This window comes from Delftia sp. 60 (genome assembly GCF_002754395.1).
GTDB classification, from domain to species: domain Bacteria; phylum Pseudomonadota; class Gammaproteobacteria; order Burkholderiales; family Burkholderiaceae_C; genus Comamonas; species Comamonas acidovorans.
Genome location: NZ_PEFD01000001.1, coordinates 2,216,033 through 2,236,512, shown reverse-complemented (window position 1 = coordinate 2,236,512; position 20,480 = coordinate 2,216,033). Strand labels below are relative to the sequence as shown.

The 20,480-nt window shown below is 67.8% G+C and carries 15 protein-coding genes; 4 read left to right on the top strand and 11 right to left on the bottom strand.

Going from position 1 to position 20,480, the window contains the following annotated elements; all coding sequences use genetic code 11:
- The first annotated feature begins 455 nt into the window (after positions 1-455).
- Positions 456-896, top strand: a complete 441-nt coding sequence (locus CLV01_RS10105; protein WP_071954654.1) for an HIT family protein — start codon at positions 456-458, stop codon at positions 894-896.
- Between the two features lie 6 nt (positions 897-902).
- Here CLV01_RS10105 and CLV01_RS10100 read toward each other — a convergent pair whose 3' ends face one another.
- From CLV01_RS10100 to CLV01_RS10065, 8 genes are all read right to left on the bottom strand, one after another.
- Positions 903-1,952, bottom strand: coding sequence for an adenosine deaminase (locus CLV01_RS10100; RefSeq protein WP_034366623.1), 1,050 nt, complete (start codon positions 1,950-1,952; stop codon positions 903-905).
- Complete coding sequence (locus CLV01_RS10095) at positions 1,952-2,950, bottom strand: aromatic ring-hydroxylating dioxygenase subunit alpha (RefSeq protein ID WP_099734392.1); 999 nt, start codon at positions 2,948-2,950, stop codon at positions 1,952-1,954. Before CLV01_RS10095 ends, CLV01_RS10100 begins: the two co-directional genes overlap by 1 nt.
- A 198-nt stretch (positions 2,951-3,148) precedes the next feature.
- Entirely contained in the window at positions 3,149-4,306 is a 1,158-nt protein-coding gene (locus CLV01_RS10090) for a BMP family ABC transporter substrate-binding protein (RefSeq protein ID WP_012204065.1), read from the bottom strand.
- Positions 4,307-4,556: 250 nt separating this feature from the next.
- Positions 4,557-5,729: a BMP family ABC transporter substrate-binding protein gene (locus tag CLV01_RS10085; protein ID WP_099734393.1), complete on the bottom strand. Its 1,173-nt coding sequence runs from the start codon at positions 5,727-5,729 to the stop codon at positions 4,557-4,559.
- 46 nt (positions 5,730-5,775) lie between these two features.
- Positions 5,776-6,696, bottom strand: a complete 921-nt coding sequence (locus CLV01_RS10080) for an ABC transporter permease (protein ID WP_013803692.1) — start codon at positions 6,694-6,696, stop codon at positions 5,776-5,778.
- Positions 6,696-7,802: an ABC transporter permease gene (locus tag CLV01_RS10075; protein WP_012204059.1), complete on the bottom strand. Its 1,107-nt coding sequence runs from the start codon at positions 7,800-7,802 to the stop codon at positions 6,696-6,698. The genes CLV01_RS10080 and CLV01_RS10075 overlap by 1 nt, the downstream gene beginning before the upstream one ends.
- Positions 7,789-9,378: an ABC transporter ATP-binding protein gene (locus CLV01_RS10070; protein WP_063326924.1), complete on the bottom strand. Its 1,590-nt coding sequence runs from the start codon at positions 9,376-9,378 to the stop codon at positions 7,789-7,791. The genes CLV01_RS10075 and CLV01_RS10070 overlap by 14 nt, the downstream gene beginning before the upstream one ends.
- Positions 9,379-9,498: 120 nt before the next feature.
- Entirely contained in the window at positions 9,499-10,431 is a 933-nt protein-coding gene (locus CLV01_RS10065; protein WP_012204057.1) for a LysR family transcriptional regulator, read from the bottom strand.
- A 276-nt stretch (positions 10,432-10,707) separates the two neighbouring features.
- On the opposite strand from CLV01_RS10065, the gene CLV01_RS10060 reads away from it, so the two are divergent.
- Together CLV01_RS10060 and CLV01_RS10055 are read left to right on the top strand one after the other, a co-directional pair.
- Positions 10,708-13,032 carry a DUF6351 family protein gene (locus tag CLV01_RS10060; RefSeq protein WP_099734394.1) on the top strand — a complete coding sequence of 775 codons (2,325 nt, stop codon included), beginning with the start codon at positions 10,708-10,710 and terminating at the stop codon, positions 13,030-13,032.
- A 114-nt stretch (positions 13,033-13,146) separates the two neighbouring features.
- Positions 13,147-13,839 (top strand): Crp/Fnr family transcriptional regulator, encoded by a 693-nt coding sequence (locus CLV01_RS10055; RefSeq protein ID WP_099734395.1) that lies wholly within the window; start codon positions 13,147-13,149, stop codon positions 13,837-13,839.
- Positions 13,840-13,855: 16 nt separating this feature from the next.
- Here the strand turns inward: CLV01_RS10055 and CLV01_RS10050 are convergent, their stop codons facing one another.
- Positions 13,856-16,132: a sensor domain-containing diguanylate cyclase gene (locus tag CLV01_RS10050; protein ID WP_099734396.1), complete on the bottom strand. Its 2,277-nt coding sequence runs from the start codon at positions 16,130-16,132 to the stop codon at positions 13,856-13,858.
- Positions 16,133-16,252: 120 nt separating this feature from the next.
- Positions 16,253-16,888: a Crp/Fnr family transcriptional regulator gene (locus CLV01_RS10045; protein ID WP_013803698.1), complete on the bottom strand. Its 636-nt coding sequence runs from the start codon at positions 16,886-16,888 to the stop codon at positions 16,253-16,255.
- A 140-nt stretch (positions 16,889-17,028) separates the two neighbouring features.
- Between CLV01_RS10045 and CLV01_RS10040 the strand changes: the two genes are divergently transcribed.
- Positions 17,029-18,912 carry an EAL domain-containing protein gene (locus CLV01_RS10040; RefSeq protein ID WP_099734397.1) on the top strand — a complete coding sequence of 628 codons (1,884 nt, stop codon included), beginning with the start codon at positions 17,029-17,031 and terminating at the stop codon, positions 18,910-18,912.
- A gap of 96 nt (positions 18,913-19,008) precedes the next feature.
- Here the strand turns inward: CLV01_RS10040 and CLV01_RS10035 are convergent, their stop codons facing one another.
- The gene (locus CLV01_RS10035; protein ID WP_099734398.1) at positions 19,009-20,358 is read right to left on the bottom strand and encodes a urate hydroxylase PuuD; all 1,350 of its coding nucleotides are present in this window, start codon (positions 20,356-20,358) and stop codon (positions 19,009-19,011) included.
- Positions 20,359-20,480: the final 122 nt, after the last annotated feature.

Here is a 20,480-nt window from a genome sequence, read left to right as displayed (position 1 = left end):
CCTCTACATGGCCCGGAAATGAAAACGCACCTGCCGTGGGCAGCGGCCGGTGCGGGGCGCGATTATAGGCAGCGGCCCTGAGGGCTGCCTGGGCCTGCGCTTATGGCCTCCATAAGGGACGGCAGATACCGTCCACTAGAGCGTGTTATGCACTTTTAAGTGCCCGCGAAAGCCGGGAAATGGGCCCGGAACGAGGCGCAGCGCGCGCCGCGGTTGCCATACCGCAAGTGTGCTGCAACGAAGGGCCGGGCCCATTTCCCGGCTTTCCCCATGGGTTGGCTCTGCGCGCAGGCGCTCGCGGCGTTGCAGCGCTTGCCAAGGCTCCAGCCTTGGCGGCGCACTGCGCCTTGCGATCACCAGCGCGCAGAACCAACGCGGGTACTTAAAAGTGCATAACACGCTCTAAGATCGTCGGCAAATTCCAACCCCAAGCAACCACCAAGGAGTACAGGACCATGCCGATGTTCGTCGATACCTCGCCCCCGGGGCAGTGCCTTTTTTGCCGCCTCGTGGCGGGCGAGATCCCGTCCGCCAAGGTGTTCGAGGACGAGCAGACCATCGCCTTCATGGACATCGGCCAGGTCAACCCCGGCCATGTGCTGGTGGCCAGCAAGCGCCATGCCGTGACCCTGCTGGACCTCACGCCCGACGAGGCCGGCGCCGTGATGCGCACGGCCCAGCGCGTGGCGCAGGCCGTGCAGTCAGCGTTCGACCCCGAAGGCATCAGCCTGTTCCAGGCCAATGGCGCGGCCGGCGGGCAGACCGTCTTCCACTTCCACCTCCATGTGCTGCCGCGCCACGAGGGCGACGGCGTGGGCCTGGGCTGGCCGCGCAAGGAGCCCGGCATGCAGGCGCTGCAGGACCATGCCGAGCGCCTCAGGCAGGCGCTGGCCTGAACGGGCTCAGGCCAGGGCGGCGTATCGGGCGAACACGGCCTCCAGCTGGCGCATCCAGTGGGCGCGCTGCTGGGGTGTGACGAAGCTGGCGTCAAAACTGTTGACCGCCAGCTGCCAGGCCTGCTGCGAATTCATGCCGGTGGCGGCGAACAGCTGCAGGTAGTTCTCGTTCACGTAGCCGCCGAAATAGGCCGGATCATCGGAATTGACCGTGACCTTGAGCCCTGCCTCCAAGAGCTGGGGCAGGTTGTGCTGGGCCAGGTCGGACACCACACACAGCTTGAGGTTGGACAGCGGGCACACGGTCAGCGGCACGCCGTCGCGGACCAGGCGCTGCATCAGGGCCTCGTCGCGCGCGGCCTGCACGCCGTGGTCTATGCGCTCGGAATGCAGCACGTCCAGCGCGCCCCAGATATAGGCGGGAGGCCCCTCCTCGCCCGCATGCGCGACCAGGTGCAGGCCCAGCTCGCGGCAGCGGGCGAACACTCGGGCGAACTTCTCGGGAGGGTTGCCGACCTCGCTGCTGTCCAGCCCCACGCCGATGAAGCGGTCGCGCAGCGGCAGCGCGGCTTCCAGCGTGGCGAAGGCGTCCTCTTCGCTGAGGTGGCGCAGAAAGCTCAGGATCAGCGCCGACGAGATGCCCTGCTCTATCTCCGCATCGCGGCAGGCCCGGTACAGGCCGTTGATCACGGTCTCCATGCCCACGCCGCGCTGGGTGTGGGTCTGGGGGTCGAAGAAGATCTCGGCATGGACCACGTTGTCCTGCGCGGCGCGCGTCAGGTAGGCGCGGCCCATGTCGTAGAAATCCTGCTCGTACAGCAGCACGCTGGCGCCGGCGTAGTAGATGTCCAGAAAGCTTTGCAGGTCGGTGAAGGCATAGGCGCGGCGCAGGTCTTCCACGCTGGCATAGGGCAGCTTCACGCCGTTGCGCTGGGCCAGCGCGAAGATCAGCTCGGGCTCCAGCGAGCCTTCGATGTGCATGTGCAGCTCGGCCTTGGGCATGGCCTTGAGCAATTGGGGCAGATGCGCGGCATCCACGGCGGGTACGGTGTGCATCAGCAGACTCCGAAGGTGATGCCGCTGGCCCGGAGGTAGCGGCGGTAGGCGGACGACATGCGGTCGGCCGCAGAGTGCATTTCGGCGCGCGGGTCCAGCGGCAGGCACTTGGGCTGCTGGGACTCCAGCACGGGCTGGTCCTGGCAGAAGATGGTGTGCTGGAATTCCTGCAGCTGGGCGTCGGGCGAATCGAAGTCTGCCACGGCCAGCCGGAACCAGACGCGGCTGGTTTCGGGCGTGACGGGGCAGATGAACAGGGCGATGGACTCGCGCCAGCCGGCCCGGGTGGTGCCGGATTCGGGCAGCTTGGTCAGCACGGCGGCATAGGGCGCCGTCACTTCGTAGGTGTACTCGACTTCGGCCGCGCTGGTGGAGTGCAGGTTGGACTGCGGCTGCACGGCCTTGCAGCCCGTGGCCAGCACGCCCGTGGCCGTGGTCTCCACGGCATAGGCTTCGATGGCCGTGGCATCGCGGCTGCCCAGCCAGCCTTCGTGGACAAAGCCGAAGTGCGACATGTCCAGGAAGTTCTCGATGATGCGCGGCGCGCTGGCGACCACGTCATAGGGGCCGCAGTTGAGCTTGCGCAGGTGCGCGTCCGCCTCGGCTTCAAAGGCTGGAAGGGCCGCCAGGGCCGGAACAGCCGAGAGCTCCTCGCCCTTGGCCAGCCGCACCCAGACCAGGCCGTAGGCTTCCTGTGCCTCGAAGGCCTTCACGCATTGCGAGGGCGGGGGCGTGAAGCTGGGCAGGGCCGGCACCTTGACGCACTGGCCGCTGTCGGCGAACTGCCAGCCGTGGTAGGGGCATTCAAGGTGGCCGTTCTCGACACGGCCCATGGACAGGCGTGCGCCACGGTGCGGGCAGCGGTCCACGAAGACGCGGACCAGGCCTTGCGGATCGCGCCACAGCACCAGGGGCTGGTCCAGCAGTTGCACGCCCAGCGGCGCATCGACAACTTCGTGGGCCTGGGCCACGGGATGCCAGAGGGAGTTTTCGATCATGGGGGGAATCTCTTGCTGTCTGTCTGTGCCGCGGCGGCGGGCAGGCCGCGGCTGGGAGCGAGCATAAACCCACTCGATGCGCAGCACAGGTACGGCACCTGTTCAGCACCTGTGCGGCGCATGAACGCCAAGGCCGCCCGAAGGCGGCCCTGGCGGCAGCGGGCAACCCGGCCTGCGCCGGGCGGCCTGGCGTCTGTCTTACTTGCTGTCCTGGCCCGGCACCTTGCCTTCCACGCCCTTGACGTAGAAGTTGATGCCCGTGAGGAACTTGTCCTCGGCCACGGCGTCGGCGGCCAGCAGTTCCTTGCCGTCCTGGCCTGCGATCGGGCCCTTCCAGATGTGGAAGGTGCCGTCCTTCAGGCCCTTCTTGACCTCTTCGATCTTCGCCTTGGCTTCGGCGGGCACGTCATCGGCCAGCGAGACGATGTCGATCGCGCCTTCCTTCACACCCCACCAGGTCTGCTGGCTGCTCCACTTGCCGTCCAGCATCTCGCGCACGGTCTTGGTGTAGTAGGGCGTCCAGTTGATGATGGCCGAGCCCAGGTGGGCCTTGGGGCCGTAGGCCGTCATGTCGGAGTCCCAGCCGAAGGCGCGCTTGCCCTTTTCCTCGGCCGTCTTGAGCACGGCGGCGGAGTCGGTGTTCTGGAACAGGATGTCGGCGCCGCCGTTGATCAGCGAAGTCGCAGCCTCGGTTTCCTTCGGGGGTGCGAACCACTCGTTGACCCAGACCACCTTGGTCTTGATCTTGGGGTTCATGGACTGCGCGCCCAGCGTGAAGCTGTTGATGTTGCGCAGCACTTCGGGAATCGGCACGGAGCCGACCACGCCCAGCACATTGGACTTGGTCATGGAGCCCGCGATGATGCCGGCCAGGTAGGCACCTTCGTAGGTGCGGCTGTCGTAGGTGCTGACGTTGGCGGCGGTCTTGTAGCCGGTGGCGTGCTCGAACTTCACATCGGGGAAGTCGGGAGCGATCTTCTGGATGGGCTCCATGTAGCCGAAGGTGGTGCCGAAGACCAGCTTGTTGCCGTTGGCGGCCATGTCGCGCAGCACGCGCTCGGCGTCGGCGCCCTCGGGCACGCTCTCCACATAGGAGGTCTTGATCTTGTCGCCGAATTCCTTCTCCAGCGCCAGGCGGCCCTGGTCGTGGGCAAAGGTGTAGCCGCCGTCACCGACGGGGCCCACGTAGGCGAAGGCGATCTTCAAAGGCTCGGTTGCAGCGGCAGCAGGGGCCTCGGCAACGGGAGCGGGCGCAGGCGCGGCCTCCTCCTTCTTGCCACAGCCGGCCAGCGCGGCGGCGGCCACGGCCGACAGCGCTGCCACCTTGATCAGGGAGCGTTTGTGAAGATCAGTCATCGAAGTTTCCTCAAGTGGTCCTGCGGCAGGCAGGAAGAAGGCGGTGTCCGCAGGGGCGCAGACCCGCCGCGATGGGTCCCGAGAATAAAGCAAGAATGGCGCCAGCCGGCTGCGCCAGAGCCACCAGGCATGCGGGAAAACCACATTTTGGGGGCTTTGCACAATCGTGGTGCATAGGGCGGACCCGTCTGGCGGATCGCGGCAGAAAAAAGGGCCCCGAAGGGCCCTTGGTGCATGGACTGCCGCCGGATCACTTGGCGCCCGGCACCTTGCCTTCGACGCCGTTGACGAAGAAGTTGATGCTGGTCATGAAGCCCAGGTCGCCGACCTGGCCTGCCGTCAGCACTTCCTTGCCGGCGTTGTCCTTGATGGGGCCGGTCCAGACGGCGAAGCTGCCATCCTTCAAGCCGTCGCGTGCCTTGGCGACCTTGTCCTTGATGTCCTGGGGCACGTCGTCGGCGATCTTCACGAGGTCGATGGCGCCTTCCTTCACGCCCCACCAGAACGAGCCGCCCTGCCACTTGCCGTCCAGCGTGTCCTGGGTGACCTTGCTGTAGTAAGGCGTCCAGTCGATCACGGCCGAGCCCAGGTGGGCCTTGGGCGCGAAGGCGCTCATGTCGCCGTCCTTGCCGAAGGCGCGCGCACCGCGTTCCTCGGCCGTCTTGAGCACGGCCGGGGAGTTGGTGTTCTGGTAGAGCACGTCCACGCCGCCGTTGATCAGCGAGGTGGCAGCCTCGGACTCCTTGGGCGGGGCGAACCATTCGTTCACCCAGACCACCTTGGCCTTGATCGAGGGATCGACGCTTTGCGCGCCCAGCACGAAGCTGTTGATGTTGCGCACCACTTCAGGAATCGGCACCGAGGCCACGACGCCGACGGTCTTGGTCTTGGTCATGCCGCCGGCCACGATGCCGGCCAGGTAGGCGCCCTCGAAGGTCTTGGTGTCGTAGGTGGCCACGTTGTCGGCGTTCTTGTAGCCGGTGGCGTGCTCGAACTTCACGTCCTTGAGGTCGGCCGCGACCTTCTGCACGAACTCCTGGTAGCCGAAGCTGGTCGCGAAGATCAGCTTCTTGCCCTGGCCGGCCATGTCGCGCATCACGCGCTCGGCGTCCGCGCTCTCGGGCACGCTTTCGACAAAGGAGGTTTCCACCTTGTCGCCGAACTTCTCCTGGATGGCCTTGCGGCCCAGCTCGTGCTGGAAGGTCCAGCCACCGTCGCCGATGGGGCTGACGTACATGAAGCCGATCTTGAGCTTCTCGGCCGGCGCCTGGGCGGCAGGCGCGGCAGCGGGAGCAGGCGCTGCGGCCTCTTCCTTCTTGCCGCAGGCGGTCAGGGCCGCCACCGAGATGGCCGACAGGCCGATCATCTTCACAAGCGTGCTTTTCAGGCCAGGTTTCAGGGTGCGTTCGCGCAAAGCGGGCATGCGTTTGTCCTTTTGTGGTTCTGGAGGGAGAGAAAAAATGAAAGCGTCAGGAGCCCGGATAGAAGGGCTTGCCCAGCGAGGCCGGCATGTTGGCACGGATCCAGGCCGGATTGCGCGAGATCAGCACCAGCACGACGATGGTCGCCAGGTAGGGCAGCATGGACAGCAGCTGGCTGGCCACCTGCACGCCCGTGGCCTGCAGGTGGAACTGCAGCATGGTCACGCCGCCGAACAGGTAGGCGCCCAGCAGCACGCGCGCAGGGCGCCAGGTGGCAAAGGTGGTCAGCGCCAGCGCGATCCAGCCCCGGCCCGACACCATGCCCTCCACCCACAGCGGCGTGTAGACGGTGGAGATGTAGGCGCCGGCCAGCCCGCACATGGCGCCGCCGAACACCACGGCCGCCAGGCGGATGCGGCGCACCGGGTAGCCCAGCGCATGGGCCGACTGGGGCGACTCACCCACGGCGCGCAGCACCAGGCCGGCCCGCGTGCGGTAGAGGAACCAGACCAGGGCCGCCGCAATGACCACCGCCCCATAGACCAGCGGATGCAGGCGGAACAGCGCCGTGCCGACCACGGGCAGGTCGGACAGCCAGGGCACGGCGAACTTGGGCAGCTCGGGCAGGCGCGCCTGCACATAGCCCAGGCCCAGGAAGGCCGAGAAGCCCGTGCCGAACAGCGACAGGGCCAGCCCCGTCGCGTACTGGTTGGTGTTCAGCCAGATCACCAGCACGCCGAAGATGGCGGCCAGCAGCGCGCCCGCACCCATGCCGGCCAGAAAGCCCACGGTGGTGCTGCCCGTGTGGACCACGGCGGCAAAGCCCGCGATGGCGGCGCACAGCATCATGCCCTCGGCACCCAGGTTGACGATGCCGGCCTTTTCATTGATCAGCAGGCCCAGCGCGGCCAGCGCCAGCACGGTGCCGGCGCTGAGCGTGGAGCCCAGCAGCAGTGCATAGGATTCCATCAGCGGGCCTCCTTGACGGCAGGCGCCGCTGCGGGCGGAACCACGGGCGTGCGGGACACCCAGCGCACGCGGTAGGCCACCAGCGTGTCGCAGGCCAGCAGCGTGAACAGCAGCAGGCCCTGGAACACGCCGGTCAGCGCCTTGGGCAGGCCCAGGCGCGACTGGGCGAGTTCGCCCCCGATATAGAACATGCTCATGAGAATCGCGGAAAAGATCATGCCCACGGGATGCAGGCGGCCGACGAAGGCCACGATGATGGCGGCGAAGCCGTAGCCGGCCGGGACATAGGGCGTGAGCTGGCCCAGCGGGCCGGCCACTTCCAGCGCACCGGCCAGGCCGGCGGCGGCGCCCGAGATCAGCAGCGCCGTCCACAGCGCGCGGCGCGAGGAAAAGCCCGCGTAGCGCGCAGCAGCCGGGGCCAGGCCACCGACCTGCAGCGCAAAGCCGGCACGGGTGCGGAACAGGAAGACCCACAGCATGGCCGCCGCAGCCAGCGCCAGCAGCAGCCCGATGTTGGTGCGCATGCCCTGCATGAGCTTGGGGATCTGCGTGACGCGCTCGAAGGTCTTGGTCTGCGGGAAGTTGTAGCCCATGGGGTCCTTCCACGGCCCGTAGACCAGAAAGCCCAGCACCAGGGTGGCCACGTAGACCAGCATCAGGCTGACCAGGATTTCATTGGCATTGAAGCGGTCGCGCAGCAGGGCCACGATGCCGGCCCAGACCATGCCGCCGAGCATGCCGGCCACCAGGATGGCGGGCACGATCCACGGGCCCGTGGTCTTGTCCGCCAGCAGCGCCACGCCGCCTGCGGCCACGGCGCCGATCACGAACTGGCCTTCGGCACCGATGTTCCACACATTGGAGCGAAAGCACACGGCCAGTCCCAGCGCGATCAGCAGCAGCGGCGTGGCCTTGACGGCCAGCTCGCCCAGCGCATAGGTGGACTTGACGGGGTCCCAGAAGAAGGCCTGCAGGCCGCGCACCGGGTCCTTGCCCAGCATCACGAACAGGCACACGCCGATCAGCACGGTGATGGCCAGCGCCAGCACGGGCGAACCGTAGGTCCACAGCTTCGAGGCCTGGGGGCGTTGCTCAAGCTTGAACATGGGCGCCTCCCCTGGCGGCGTTCTGGGCGGCGTTCGGGGCGGCAGCACCGTCCCACAGGCCGCTCATCCACTCGCCGATCTGCTGCACGGTGGCATCGGCCCGCGCCACCGAGGGCGACAGCCGGCCCTTGGCCACCACATGCAGGCGGTCACATATTTCGAACAATTCGTCCAACTCCTCGCTGAGCACCAGCACGGCGCAGCCTTCGTCACGCAATTGCAGGATGGCGCCGCGGATCTGCGCGGCCGCCCCCACGTCCACCCCCCAGGTAGGCTGGGAGATGATGAGCAGCTTGGGCCTGGCATCGATCTCGCGGCCCACGATGAATTTCTGCAGGTTGCCGCCCGACAGCGACTGCGCCGCCGCGTTGGGGCCACCGGCCTTGACGTTGAAGCGCGCGATGATGGCGCGCGCCTGCTCCTGCAACTGGCCCATGCGGATCCAGCCGCCCGCGCCCAGCGCGGTCTTGCGCGTCAGCAGCAGGTTGTGCGCCAGGCCCATGCTGGGCACGGCACCGCGGCCAAGACGTTCCTCCGGCACGAAGTGCAGGCCCAGCGCACGGCGCCGGCCGGGGCCCAGGCGCCCCGCCTCCCGGCCGGCAATCTGCACCATTTCGGGCGCTGCGCGCGTGTCCTCGCCGGACAGGGCGTACAGCAATTCCTTCTGGCCATTGCCCGAGACACCGGCGATGCCCACGACTTCGCCCGCGCGCACATCGAGCTGGATGCCATGCAGGTCCACGCCGAAGGGCTCCGAGCGCGGCAGCGCCAGGCCCTGCACGCGCAGCACGCTGGCGCCGACCTGGGATTCGCGGTGCGTGAGCTCGGGCGGCTCCGAGCCGATCATCAGCCGCGACAGCGAGGCATTGCTCTCCACGGCCGGGTTGCACACGCCGGTCACCTGCCCGCCGCGCAGCACGGTACAGGCCGTGCACAGCGAACGGATCTCGTGCAGCTTGTGGCTGATGTAGAGGATGGAGCAGCCCTCGGACGCCAGGCGGCGCAGCACGACGAAGAGCTTCTCCACCGCCTGCGGCGTGAGCACCGAGGTGGGCTCGTCAAGAATGAGTACGCGCGGGTGCGTGAGCAGGGCGCGGATGATTTCCACGCGCTGCATCTCGCCCACGCTCAGCGTGTGCACGGGGCGGTGGGGATCGACCTCCAGCCCGTAGTCATGCGCCGTGGACTCGATGCGCTTCACCACCTCGGCCAGCGGCAGGCTCTTGTCCAGGCCCAGCCAGACGTTCTCAGCCACGGACAGCGTGTCGAACAGGCTGAAATGCTGGAACACCATGGCGATGCCCAGCTGGCGCGCCTCCTGCGGGTTGCGGATGTGGACCGGCTTGCCATCGACCTCGATGCGGCCCTCGTCGGGCTTGACGGCGCCGTAGATGATCTTCATCAGCGTGGACTTGCCGGCACCGTTCTCACCCAGGATGGCGTGCACTTCGCCGGCGCCCACGGTCAGCGAAATACCGTTGTTGGCCACCACCGCCGGATAGCGCTTGGTGATGCCTGTCAGCTGCAGCCGGGGCGGCGCTGCGGCTGGCAGGGGGACTGTATCGGGGGGATTCATGGCTGGGATTGTCTTTCAATTTCTGCAACAAACTGGAACACAAGTCCTTGAAACCGCCTCGGCGGCCCTCATATCGACCACCACTTTGTTCACCAAAAAGGCGGTTCCTGCCGCCATCGCCTAGCGGGCACGGGACATCAGGGCCACATGCCGCACGGCGTCGCGCAGCCAGCGCGTGGAGGCGCCCATGTGCGTGCGGGCGTGCCACAGCTGGTAGTACACCAGCGGCGCGAACTCCACCGGGCAGGGCAGGATCACCAGGGGCAGGCGCTGGCTGAAGCGCTCGCAAAACAGCCGCCCCGTGGTCAGCACCAGCAAGCTGGTGGCCACGATGTCGGGGATCAGGCTGAAATGCGCGCAGCGTGCCGCCACCTGGCGCTGCAGGCCCATGCGGGACAGCTGGTCGTCGATCACGCCGCGTGCGCCCGGATAGGTGGGCGTGGGCGCGATGTGCTCGGCCTCCAGCCACTGGGCCACGTCCCAGCCGCGGCGCACGGCCGGGTGCTGGGGGCTGACCAGGCAGACCACCTCGTCCTCGAACAGGCTGGCCATGTGCAGGCCCTGCGGCGGCTCGGGCCAGTTGCCGATCACCACGTCCACATCGCCCTGGGCCAGCTGCACCTCGTAGTGCGCGTCGCCGTTGAGGGCCAGGATGTCCACGGGGCAGCCGGGCGCCTCGGTCTTGAGATGGGCCACCAGGCGCGGCAGGAACAGCGGGTCCAGGTAGTCGCTGGCGGCGATGCGGAAGGTGCGCGTGGAGGTGCGGGGATCGAAATGCCGTGCATCGCTGAACAGGCCCTCGGCCGCGCGCAGGATGTCGGCGGCCGGCTGCACCATGCGCAGCCCGGCCTCGGTGGGCTGCATGTGCGCGCCCGAGCGCACCAGCAGCGAATCGCCGGCCAGGTCGCGCAGGCGCTTGAGCGCGGCGGACACCGCCGGCTGGTGCATGCCCAGGCGCAATGCGGCACGCGAGACGCTGCGCTCGGTCAGCACCGTGTGCAGCACCCGTATCAGGTGCAGATCAATCTTGTCGAACAGGGCCTGGTCGCGCATGTAGCGAAGCAATCAGCGAAAAAAAGAGCGGTCGCGCCGGGGACGCGCCGCAGGTCATGGGGAGCCCGCAGCGTAACCCAGCCATGACCCCCGCCAGCTAGATACAAGCACCAAGAATGCCCTGGGCAGAGGCGGTTAAACACTTGTGCACGCAGCACATGCAATATGCGAGCCAGTCGTCGGCAAATCATTGTCCAAACCTATACAGACTTGCAGACTGTTAGCGTGATTCAATGAAATCGCTTCAAAAGGAAGTGGATTGCAGGAGACAAGACGATGAAACAGCCAACCCCTTTTTCGGGCATGGTGGCCGCAGCCACGCTCGCCAGTGTGCTGACCGCCTGCGGCGGCAGCGGTGACTCAGGCCTGGGTGTCATCGAGATACGCAGCCTGTCCAACCGGGCCGACATGATCAGCGACGGCAATGCCTATATTGAAATTGTGCTGCCCAAGGGCAGCCCGCCCGGTGCGCTGAAGGTGGCGCTCAATGGCACGGATGTCACCGCCCGGTTCGCCCAGCGCGCCAATGGCCGGATTCTGGGCCGGGTCGAGGGATTGAAGGTGGGCGCCAACACCCTCACCGCCACGGCGGCCGGCAGCGCGAGGGCACGGCTGGACATCACCAACCATGGCCGGGGCGATCCCATCTTCGCCGGGCCGCAGACCGCGCCGTGGATCTGCGCCACGCGCAATGGCGCGCAAGCCACCGTTTCCGTGCCCGGCACGGCACTGTCGGCGACCGTGACCACGCGCGTCAGCGGTCTCGATACCGATCCGGTGGATGTCCAGTGCAATACCAGGACCCAGTACACCTACTACTACATGCCCAAGGCCAGGCAAGGCAGCGCCTGCACGATGGGTCCGGCAGGCGCCACGCCCTGCCATGTGGCCTACGACCCATCGCAGCGCCCGGCCGACAGCGAGATCGCCGACTTCACCAACGACCGCGGAGATACGGTCAAGCACCTGCTGCGCATGGAAACTGGCGTCATGGGCCGCGGCACCTTCCAGATCCTGGCCTACCATGACCCCGCGCAGGCCTGGACGCCCTGGGAGCCGCAAAAGGGATGGAACGGCAAGGTGCTGTGGCGATTCGGCGCAGCCGCTTCCGGCAATCGCTTCCAGGAGCCGGCGGTCAACCTCCTCGACCAGTTCAGCGGCAGCCTGCCTTTCGACCCCAACGCGCTCGCGGCAGGCCACATGGTCGTGAAAGCCATGCTGACCAACCACCTGCACAACAACAACGAGTTGCTGGCCGCCGAGAACATGATGCGCATCAAGGAGCATCTGATCGAGAACTACGGCGAAGTGCGCTACACCATGGGCGACGGCGACTCGGGTGGCTCCATGATGCAGACAGTGATCGCCTCCGCCATGCCGGGTCTGCTGCAGGGCATACAGACGGGGCTGAGCTATCCCGATGCGGTGTCCACCTGGATGGAAACACGCGACTGCGGCCTGCTGTCCAGCTACTACAGGACGGCCGCAGGACAGGCACTGAGCGACACCGCGAAGGCCGCCATCAATGGCCATCCGGCCAGCTACTGCGACAAATGGGTAGGGAGCTTCATCGCCCCCCAGAACCCCCGGCTGCCCGACAACTGCGGCGTGGGCTTTCCCGCCTCCATCGTCTACGACCCGCGCACACGCGGCCAGGGCGTGCGCTGCTCGATCCACGACATGCTGGTACCAGTGTTCGGGACGTTCAAGGACACCGACGGCCACACCAAGCCGCAGCTGCCGTATGACAACACGGCCCTGCAGTACGGACTTAAGGCACTGCAGTCGGGCGCCATCGACGCGGAGGCTTTCGTGCAGCTCAACGAAGGCATCGGCAGCTACACCAACGACATGGACTGGACCGGCGGCACTGCGTCCCGGCCGGCAGCCCGCGAGCGGGCCGTGGCCAGCCTGCTGCCCAGGCTCTACAGCAGTGGCCTCACCAGCAACGGCAGGAACCTGTCCCAGGTGGCCATCATTGACCTGCGGCCCGAGGGCGGCAGCGACATCCACATGACCTGGCGCAGCCTGCAGCAACGCGCACGGCTGGATGCTGCCAACGGCCACCATGACAACCATGTGATCCGTGCCAGCAAGGGCATGGTCCCGCTGCTGATCGCCCCGGCCATGCGACGCGAGGCCTTTGTCATGATGGACCGCTGGCTGACCGCCGTGGAGCGCGACACCACCGGCGCTGCGCTGGCACAGAAAGTGGTGCGCAACAGGCCTTCGGATGTCAGGGATGGATGCATCGCCGCAACGGGAGCCGCCCCTTCGGATCTCGACAAAGTCCTGGCCCTGGACGACCCAGCCTGTCCCCTCAAGCCGACCCTGTCACCACGCCAGGTGGCCGGAGGTCCGCTCGCGGAGGACATCTACCAGTGCCAGCTCAAGCCCCTTTCGTTCACCAGCCCGGAGTACGCCGGCATCACCTTCAGCCCGGCCCAGCAAAAGCGCCTTGCCGCAGTGTTTGCGGCGGGAGTGTGCGACTGGAGCCAGGCCGGAACGGGCCAGAGCCAGGAGGCGGCCTTCCTGACCGATTTCAGTGCCGGCCCGGCGGGCACCAAGGCCGGGCCTGCGCCGGTCTCGCGCAACGATTGAGTTGCACCCTGCGCGAAGTCCCGCAGGGGTCCGGGGGCCGGTGATCAGGGTTTGCAGCGTGCCAATTCATGCAATGAAGCAGCAGACTTTCATTGAAGATTTGCATCAAGCACCATGCAGCCGCCCACGATCAACGCCGTCCTCAAGTCCGCGCCCTTTGCGACCCACCTGAGCAGGGCCCACCTGCTCAGGTTGCGGCGGGAGGTGCTGTTGCGGCACATACCGGCCGGCACCCCGCTTTGCCACAAGACGCACCGGGCCGGCCACTGGGCCGGTGTCGTCCAGGGAGCGGTCAAGATCCATGCGCTGTCGCCTACCGGGCGCAGCACTACGCTGGCCACCTTTACCCCGGGTTGCTGGTTCGGCGAGGGCACACTGCTCAAGCACGAATGCTGGCCGTTCGACGCGACGGCGATCGAGGATACGCTGGTGGCACTGATGCCGGCCAGCACCTTTCACTGGCTGCTGGAGCGCAGCCTCGGCTTCAACCGCTTCCTGCTGGACCAGCTCAATGCGCGCCTGGGCCAGTTCATCGGCCGCTGCGAGCATGCGCGGCTGCACCATTCCAGCCGCCATGTGGCGCACTGCATCTCGGAGCTGACCGACTCGAGGCTGTATCCGGACACCGGCAACCGGCACCTGGGCATGTCGCAGGAGGAGTTGGCCAGCCTGGCCGGCGTGTCGCGCCAGATCGTCAATCGCACCCTGGGGGAGCTGGAGGACATCGGAGCAGTCCGCGTCTCCTATGGCGCATTGACCCTGATCGATCCCGAAGGACTGCGGCGCTTCAGCGAATCCTTCGAGTGAGGCACGGCCCCGGCGCTCAGGCAGCCTCCAGCACCTCGACGCGGTTGCGGCCCTTGCGCTTGGCCGCATAGCAGGCCATGTCGGCCGAGCGCAGCGCGCTGCTGACCGTGTGCTGGCGGGCATCGAGCACCACCATGCCGACGCTGGCGCCCATCAGATAGCGCTGGCCCTCATGGGCACCCTCCCAGTCCTGCACTGCCATGCACAGGCTTTGCGCCAGCAGCATGCCCTGCTCCGCCGAGGTGCCCGCCAGCAGCACGGCGAATTCATCACCGCCCAGGCGCGCCACCCAGCCCAGCGGCCGGACCACGCTGTCGATCAGCCGGGCCATGTGGCACAGCACCTCGTCGCCCGCCGCATGGCCGCCCTGCTGGTTGACGTGGGCGAAGTGGTCCAGGTCCAGGAACAGGATCACGCCATGCTGCTGCAGGCCGACGGTCTCCTCCTCTGCCTCTTCCTCTTGCGCCTCCTCTACCGTGGCGACGGCGGTGTTATCGCTCTGCTGCAGGGCGGATTCACCCTGCTGCAGCGCCTCGGCCGGCAGGCGCTGGGCGGCACTGCATTCCTGCAGCCACTCATGCAGGCGCATGGCAAAGGCCTCGCGGTTGGGCAGCAGGGTCAGCGGATCGTGCATGGCCTTCCAGCCCGGCTGCTCGCGCACCAGTCGCTGCATGGTCACGTCCTCGACCACCCAGACCAGGGTGGGGTCTGCCGGCACCACGGCGCGCGGCTCCAGGCCGCGCTGCAGGCGCTGCAGGCTCTGGCCGTGCAGGCGCACCCAGATGGGGCGGCCGTCCTTGCGGACAAAGCACTGCTCGCTGTCGAACTGGCCGTACATGTCCAGGTCCTTGCGCACGCGCTCCAGCAATTGGATGTGCGCCGCGTCGGAGGCGCACAGCTGGCGTATCGCCTGCCCCTGCAGCTCGCGCGGCGGGTAGCCGAGCATGCGCGCGGCCTGCAGGCCCACCAGCTCCAGATGCGTCGACCGCGTGACCACCAGGCCCACGGGCGCGTAATCCATCAGCGTCTGCAGCTGCAATTGCAGCCGGCCGACCTCGTGCGCCTGCTCCTGCCCCATCTGCCCCAGGCGGTGCAGGGCCTGCCACAGCGTGGAGGCTTCGCCCCAGGCATGGGTCCAGGGCATGCGCCAGCCGCCTTCCTCGGCATGGCCCGGCTCGGGTTCGGGCGCGGGATCGGGCTCCTCGGCCATCAGCCTTCCCTGGCTCGCCAGCCATTGGCGTGCAGTGCGGTGCAGGGCCGCCATGGGTTCGGTGACCAGGATCAGCAGCAGGACCAGCAGGCCAGCGACACCGGCCACGGCGGCCAGCAGCCACCACAGCACGCGCGGCGCCAGGCTGGGTGCGATGGCTTCCTCGGGGGTGATCCTGACCACCAGCCACTGCGGCAGCGGCATGCCTGCCGTCGTCACCAGGTAGCCCGCGCGCCGCTGAGTGTCGGGGCCCACCTGCACTGCGCCGGCCGCGGGGTCCTGCAGCCAGTCCGCGCCCAGGCCGGGCTCGGCCTCGGCGCGAGCCGACCAGCGCGAGGGGTCGGAATGGGCCAGGATCTGCCCGTCGCGCTGCATGACCAGCAGGCGCCCGCCGGAGCGCGAGGGATCGATGCTGGGCGGCAGCAGGGCCTGGGCGGACATGCGCACGCCGGCCGACAGCACGCCGCTGACCGTGCCGTCGCCGGTGCGCAGCGGCACGGCGTACAGCAACTCCATCATTCCGGGATCAGCCCCCTTGCGCACCATGGTGGAGACCACCGGCCGGCCATCGGCCAGGCTGCGCCGCATCACGTCGCGCACGCCTTCGTCCAGATCGACCAGGGGCTCGGAACGGCCGCCGCGCAGGCTGAGCTGCAACTGGCCACGCGCGTCGGCCAGTTGCAGGGTGTCGAACAGCCGCACGGATGCGTCTCCGCGCAGCATCTCGCCCATCAGCCGGCTCGGGTCGCTGCCCTGGTCGGCAATGCCCTGGGCCAGCACCCACAGCAGGCGCTGCTGCTGCTCCAGCCGCGCGGCCAGCATGCGCGCCACGGTATCGACCTCGTCGGCCTGCCGGGCCATGGCGCGCTCCAGTGTCTGCTGGCGCATGTTGTGCGAGACCCACCAGGCACTGCCAAGGCCCGCCAGCAGCACGGCCGCAGCGGCCAGCGCCAGCACCGTACAGCGCATGGCGCCCCAGCCTGTGGCCACGCGCGGCCGCGAGGGTGAATCCGGCAGCTGCGGAGCATCCTGGGATGCCAGCAGTGCCTGGAAAAAGGGAGATCGGCGGGCGTCCAGTGACATGACGCCATCAATATATGCAGGCCCGAAAGCCGTCCCACTGGGTGGAACCCGCGAACCAGTGGATACCCCGCCCCACAAGGCCCGGCGCTTGCAGGCCGGCACCCGTCAGCGGCGTGGGAATCAGCCTACTGCGAGCACTTCGAGAGCCGCCGGCTTGGGCAGATCGATGACATTGCCCCGGCCCGCGATGAGCCCGTGCTCACGCAACTGGCGCAGCACGCGCGAGAAGGTCTCGGGCGCAATGCCGAGCTGGGCGGCGATCAGCCGCTTGCGCAGGTGCAGCGTCACGCGCAGGCCGCCAGCCTCGTGCGGCATGGCATGGCGCAGCAGCCACTGGGCGCAGCGCGCCTCGGCGTCCTTGGACAGGCGGCTCACCGCCAGCTCGGTCTGCGCGCAGTAGGCCTGGGCCATGTCCTGCAGCAGTTGCTGGGCGGGCGAAGGCAGCTGCGAGACGGCCTTCAGGAAGTCGGCCTGGGGCAGTTGCTGCACGCGGACATCGCTGTCGGCCAGCATGTCCAGGCTGCTGCCGCGCCGCTGCAGCACAAAGGCCGCATCCAGCCAGGCAGGCCCCTCCACGACACCGAGCTGGTGGCGCATCTGCCCACCCTGGCCTATGCCCAGGAGCACGCGACCGCGCTCCAGATACATCACCGTATCCGGCGACTGCCGACGCAGCCTGAGCCAGGTACCCGCGGCCAACACCTGGGCGGAACCCGGCGCGAAGGCGAAAGCTTGCAAGGAAGACAGGGCGAACATGCATGCAACTTTGCCGGCTTTGCTCCCGCCGCGTTTTGAGCCATGTCAATCCGCCGCCAGCACACCGGTCCGCAGGCGGCATACTTGTCACAAGAATGTCACCAGTGAAACGTAATGTATCCAACTGAAAAGTTGAGCCCATGATCGATCCCCAGATGCTCGCCAGCCTGCCCGCTGCCGCGGCCGTGCTCTCCGCCGCCGTGCGGTCCGGCGCAGGCCCCGTGGCGCAGCTCATGCGTGCGGGCGGCCTGTACTGCGTCTTCCAGCCGCTGGCCGATCTGCGCAGCGCCAGCATCTATGCGCATGAGGCGCTGATCCGCGGCCCCCATGGAACGCCGCTGCACATGCCCGATGCCCTGCTCAAGGGGGCGGCGGCCGAGGGCATTCTTCGGGAATTCGAGCTGCTGGCGGTCTGCGTGGCGCTGCAGGACTGGGGCCGGCAGAGTGCGCCGGGCCGGCTGTTCGTCAACCTCAGCGCCCAGGCGCTGGTGCAGGCCGTGGGGGTCTGCGGCCCGGGCATGGTCGGGGACACGGTGCGCAGCTTCGGCGTGCAGGCCCGCTCCCTGGTGGTGGAGATCACCGAACACGACCATGTGACCGACATGCCCGCCGTCTGCGCCGCCGTGAAGGCCGTGCATGCCACGGGCGCGCGCCTGGCGCTGGATGACTTTGGCGACGGCCGCTCCAGCCTGCGCCTGTGGTCCGAGGCCAAGCCCGACTTCGTCAAGATCGACAAATACTTCATCCACCAGATCGAGCAGCGCCCGGCCACGCTGCAGCTGCTGCAGGCCATCAAGGGCATTGCCGAGGTCTTCGGCACCACGCTGATCGCCGAAGGCATAGAGACCGAGGATGAGCTGCGCACCCTGCGCGACCTGGGCATTCCGTATGGCCAGGGCTGGCTGCTGGGCCGCCCTGCCGAAACCGCCCAGCCCCAGATCAGCACGCAGGCGCGCAGCGTGGCCCAGGACCCGCGCGTGGCCGTGATGCCCCACCAGGGACACAGCGCGCGCCCGGGGGTGCTGCGCAATCTGATGGTGATGCAGGCGCCCTGCGTGGTGCCTGCGGCCAGCAACGACGAGGTGGCCGAGCTGTTCCAGGCCGGCCAGCAGCTGCATGCCATTGCCGTCGTGGAGGCCGGCCGGCCGCTGGCGCTCATCAACCGCCAGCAATTCATGAACCACTACGCCACGCTGTACTTCCGCGAAGTGCACGGGCGCAAGCCCTGCCTGGCCTTTGCCAACGTGCAGCCGCGCATCGTGGAGCTCGATTGCGATGTGGACCAGCTCGTGGGCATCCTGACCTCGCAGGACCAGCGCTACCTGAGCGACGGCTTCATCGTCACCGACAACGGCCGCTATGTGGGCCTGGGCACGGGCGAGCAGCTGGTGCGCCGCGTGACCGAGGCCCGCATCGAGGCCGCGCGCCATGCCAACCCGCTGACCTTCCTGCCCGGCAACATCCCCATCAGCCTGCACATGCAGCGACTGCTGGACAGCGGCGCCGGCTTCGTGGCCTGCTACGCCGACCTCAACCACTTCAAGCCCTTCAACGACCACTACGGCTACTGGCGCGGCGACCAGATGATCCGCCTGGTGGCGCGGCTGGCCGTGGCGCACTGCGATGCGCGGCGCGACTTCGTGGGCCATGTGGGCGGGGACGACTTCATGCTGCTGCTGCAAAGCGAGGACTGGCAGCGGCGCTGCGAGGGCATCGTCGGCGCCTTCGCAGGCGAGGCGCGCCAGCTGTTCGACGACCAGGCGCGCGAGGCCGGAGGCATCTGGGCCGAGGACCGCCACGGCATCCGGCGATTCTTTGCCTGCACCACGCTGTCCATCGGCGTGGTGCGCGTCACGCCGGACAGCGTGCTGGCACCCGAGGACATCGCCAACCTCGCGGCCCTGGCCAAGCAGCAGGCCAAGGCGCAAAGCCTGCCGGGCCGCGGCGCCATCGCGCTGCACACGCCGCGCGATGAAGCGCGGCGCCCGGCCCTGCACGGCACCGCAGCAGCCTGGCCTGCCTGAAACAGAAAGCCCGCAGGCTCTTGCGAGGCTGCGGGCTGTGGCTGGCCGCCGAACGCTGACAGCAAACGCCGACAGCGTCTGGGCGCGGCCCAGCGATCAATTCACCGATGCACCAGACTCGTACCAGCGCTTGACCATGCTGCGCTCGTCATCGTTCAGGGCACCCGGATTGCCAAAGGGCATCTTGCGCAGTTGCACCACCTGCTGGTAGATCTGCTGGGCGTGGGCCTTGACCTGCTCGGGCGAGTCCAGGCGCACATTCTTTTGCTGCAGGGCGGCACCGTGGCATACCACGCAATGCTGCTGGAAGAAGGGCGCCATCTGGGCGTAGCCCACAGCGCCGTCGGCGGCGGGAGCAGCGGCCGCAACAGGTGCAGCGGCTGCAACAGATGCAGCAGCTTCGGCACCGGGCGCCGCCGTCGCAGCGGGCTCGGCACCAGCAGGCGCCTGCACGGCAGCGGGAGCCGCTGCAGGGGCTGCGGCAGGCGCAGGCACAGGGGCGGCGGCAGGCGCCGGTGCAGGCTTGAGCCAGACGGCCGTGCCGATCAGCACCAGCACGCCGACCAAGGCGTAGGGCCAGGGATGGACATTGCGGCCCAGCTTGAAGCCGTGGCGCATCACGAAGAACTGGCGGATGGCAGCGCCCGCGAACATCATCAGGATCAGCACCAGCCAGTTCAGCTCATGGCTGTACAGCCAACCGTAGTGGTTGGACAGCATGGCGAACAGCACCGGCAGCGTGAAGTACGTGTTGTGCACGCTGCGCTGCTTGCCGCGCTTGCCGTGGATGGGGTCCACGGGCTGGCCTTCCTTCAGGGCCTTCACCACCGTGCGCTGGCCGGGGATGATCCAGAAGAACACGTTGGCGCTCATCGAGGTCGCCAGCATGGCGCCCATCAGCAGGAAGGCGGCCTGGCCCGGGAAGATGTGGCAGGCCAGGAAGGCCGCGATGCACACCAGCACCAGCACCATGGCGCCCACCGTGGCGTCGCCGTTCTTCTTCTGGCCGAAGACGCGGCAGATGCCGTCGTACAGCAGCCAGAACACGACCAGGAAGGCCAGGGCCGAGGCAATGGCCGCAGCCGAGCCCATGGCGTTGGGATCGGCCGGATTGACGAGGTAGATTTTGGCGTTCCACAGATACGACACCGTCAGCAGCGCAAAGCCGCTGAGCCAGGTGGTGTAGCTTTCCCAGTAGAACCAGTGCAGGTGGTCCGGCAGCTTGGGCGGGGAGACATTGAACTTGACGGGGTGGTAGAACCCACCGCCGTGCACGGCCCAGAGTTCGCCGCTGACGCCCTGCTTCTTCAGGTCGTCATCGACAGGCGGCGTCAGGCTGCTGTCGAGGAAGACGAAATAGAAGGAGGAACCGACCCAGGCGATGGCCGTAATGACGTGGAGCCACCGCAACAGCAGGTTGGCCCAGTCGAGAATGTAGCTTTCCATAGCTCTCAACCTTGGCAGCGTGGGGGCCGCCGGTGTTCAACCTGCTCACCACTGCGGGCGCTCTGAGCAGAAGAAAAAGGCCGCGCACCCGGTAGATATACCGCCGGTGCACCGCTGCGACC